Source organism: Roseobacter sp. EG26 (genome assembly GCF_049830555.1).
Lineage (GTDB): Bacteria > Pseudomonadota > Alphaproteobacteria > Rhodobacterales > Rhodobacteraceae > Roseobacter.
The window spans coordinates 1-2,606 of sequence record NZ_JBNBLH010000038.1; the positions used below are offsets into that span (position 1 = coordinate 1).

A 2,606-nucleotide genomic window follows, 5' to 3' on the forward strand; every position below is an offset into this window, starting at 1 on the left:
TCCCCCGTGCATTGTAGACCGAGAGTATTGCAGTAGAAGTTTTTTGATGCGGTGAGGTTGGTGACGTTCAGGCACAGGTGTGAGAGGCGGATGGTGTTGAAGTCTGGGTAGAGGTTGGGGGCTGGTACGGGCATGGGGGTTTTCTCCTTACTGCACTCCGAGGCGCGGGATCTGATGCGCGCCGGTGGCAAAGCCGATGTGTTTTTGTTCCATGTAGAATTCAAAGCTCCAATCGCCGCCGTCGCGCCCGATGCCGCTGGCCTTGACGCCGCCAAACGGTGTCGGCAGGTGGCGGACATTCTCGGAATTGACCCAGATCATGCCGGCCTCCAGCCTGTCGGTAAATCGCAGGGCGCGGGTCAGGTCATTGGTCCACAGATAGGCTGTCAGACCGTAGGCCGTGTCATTGGCGATCTGCAACGCCGCGTCTTCGGTCGAGAACGGAATTGAGGTCAGCACCGGCCCGAATATCTCTTCCCGGGCGATGCGCATCTGGTTGGTGGCGTTGGTAAAGAGCGTCGGGCGCACGAAGTAGCCCGCCTCCCCGATCTTTTCGCCCCCTGCGGCCACAGTTGCGCCGTCTTCGCGGGCAATGTCAAAGTAGCTGGTGACCTTGCGGTAATGCTCCTCGCTGATCAGGGGCCCCACTTCTGTTGCGGGATCAAGCGGATGGCCTACCCTGATGGCGTTGACCCGCTCGGCCAGCTTTGCCTCAAAGGCCTCGCGGATGCTGTCCTGCACCAGCAGGCGCGAGGAGGAGGTGCAGCGCTCACCGTTGATCGAATAAATCATGAAGATCACCGCATCCAGCGCCCGGTCCAGATCGGCATCCTCAAAGACGATCACCGGGTTCTTGCCCCCCAGCTCAAGGTGATTACGCTTGAGCGTATCAGCGCCCTGTCTGGTGATCAGACTGCCCGTGCGGCTTTCACCGACAAAGGCGATGGCCCTGATCGCCGGATGTTCGCAGAGCGCCTTGCCCGCCTCCTCGCCAAAACCGTTCACCGTGTTCAGCACCCCCGGCGGCAGCCCTGCCTGCTCGGCAATCTCCACCAGCAGACGCGCCGTCAGGGGGGAAGCTTCGGCGGGTTTATGGACAACCGTGCACCCTGCCGCCAGTGCCGGCGCGATCTTCCATGTGGACAGCATGAAAGGCGTGTTCCACGGCGTGATCACCCCAACCGGACCAATGGGCACGCGGGTTGTCACATTCATCAAGCTCGGCGATCTGAGGTGTTGACCGTCGCGGGCCTGCACAACCTGATCGGCAAAGTAGCGGAAGTTCTCGGCCCCGCGCAGGGCGGCCTTGGACATGAAACGCACCGCCTGCCCGGTGTCCCAGCATTCACACAGGGCAATTTCCTCGGCCCGCGTCTCGATGGCATCCGCCACGGCGTGCAGGATCTCGCGGCGCCGGGTCGCCGGCATGTCGCGCCACTCCGCAAAGGCATCCGCCGCCGCCCGGGCCGCGGCATCAATGTCCTGCGCCCCCCCGCGCGCCACATCGCAGATCACGCTTTTGTCGACCGGGGAGGTGGATTGGAAAACGCCCTCGCTGCCCGCCACGTCCTGGCCCGCGATCCGGTTCCTGATGCCAATGTCGCGGAAAGGTTCCAGGAAAGTGGCAAGCTTGCCGAGATTGTCATCAAGCACCGTCATGCCCCACCTCCCAGGTGATCCCGTATCGTGCCGCATTTGCGCGACAACTGCGCGTCAATGTCCCGCAGCTCCGCTGAAAGCGCTATGGAATGCTCCGCCATGGCCCCGCAAAGAACCTGCCTCGCCGCCTCGAACAGATGCGCCAGCGCGGCCTCTTTCACCTCGGCAGGGCGCCCTTCCCTGATGCGGATACGGATGTCGACAAACCCGTGTGCGGGGTCGCCGTCGGCAATGGCATAATGGTCCACACGGATCGCCCGGACACGAATGCCCGGCATCGGGAAGGCTTCGATGGTGGCGGCCTCCCGACGCAGCGCCTCGCATAAAGCCCCCGGGTCGAGCAGCCTTTCGAGGTTCGCTGAATAGTCAATATGGATGTGTGGCATGTCATTTCTTTAACATATTAATACTTGCTAAGTTAAGTAAATGAAGCTTGTATTGTCAAGACTGAATTGGCACCTCAGGCAGAGACTTTCAGCAAACCGGAACCCACCTCATGGCCGATCCCCTTCCGTCAACCTCCCGCTCGCTGCCCATCGCCCTGATCCGGGCCCGCGAAGCCGTGATGGCCCCGATCCGCGACATGCTCAGCGAAACCGGTATCACCGAACAGCAATGGCGCGTCCTGCGCGTGCTGGCCGAACATGGTCCGATGGACACAAGCACCCTGGCCACCCGCGCCGCCCTGCTGTTCCCCAGCCTGACCCGCATCGCCAACACCCTGCGCAAAAAAGAGCTGCTGACCCAGACCCGCGACGAAAGTGACCGCCGCCGCCAGCTCGTCCGGATCACCCCCAAAGGCCAGAAAATCATCGACGACAACACCCACGAAGCCACCCGCATCATCGAGGACTTCAAAACAACGCTCGGAAACGAAAACTACGAAACCCTCCTAAACCTCCTCGAAAAAATACTCAAAACAAAAACCTAAACTAAAAACGTGGCAG

At 61.3% G+C, this 2,606-nt stretch carries 4 protein-coding genes; 1 reads left to right on the forward strand and 3 read right to left on the reverse strand.

Annotation, left to right across the window (positions count from 1 at the left end; all coding sequences use genetic code 11):
- The 3 genes from ACOTTU_RS24845 to ACOTTU_RS24855 all read right to left on the reverse strand — a co-directional run.
- On the reverse strand, positions 1-134 hold a 134-nt coding region (locus ACOTTU_RS24845; RefSeq protein WP_366523357.1), incomplete at its 3' end, for a VOC family protein.
- Between the two features lie 13 nt (positions 135-147).
- Complete coding sequence (gene hpaE / locus ACOTTU_RS24850; RefSeq protein ID WP_425662202.1) at positions 148-1,659, reverse strand: 5-carboxymethyl-2-hydroxymuconate semialdehyde dehydrogenase; 1,512 nt, start codon at positions 1,657-1,659, stop codon at positions 148-150.
- A complete protein-coding gene (locus tag ACOTTU_RS24855; RefSeq protein WP_425662204.1) occupies positions 1,656-2,045 on the reverse strand; it encodes a 5-carboxymethyl-2-hydroxymuconate Delta-isomerase in 390 nt (129 codons plus the stop codon). The genes hpaE and ACOTTU_RS24855 overlap by 4 nt, the downstream gene beginning before the upstream one ends.
- Positions 2,046-2,155: 110 nt before the next feature.
- Between ACOTTU_RS24855 and hpaR the strand changes: the two genes are divergently transcribed.
- The gene (hpaR, locus tag ACOTTU_RS24860) at positions 2,156-2,590 is read left to right on the forward strand and encodes a homoprotocatechuate degradation operon regulator HpaR (protein ID WP_298922640.1); all 435 of its coding nucleotides are present in this window, start codon (positions 2,156-2,158) and stop codon (positions 2,588-2,590) included.
- Positions 2,591-2,606 lie beyond the last annotated feature (16 nt).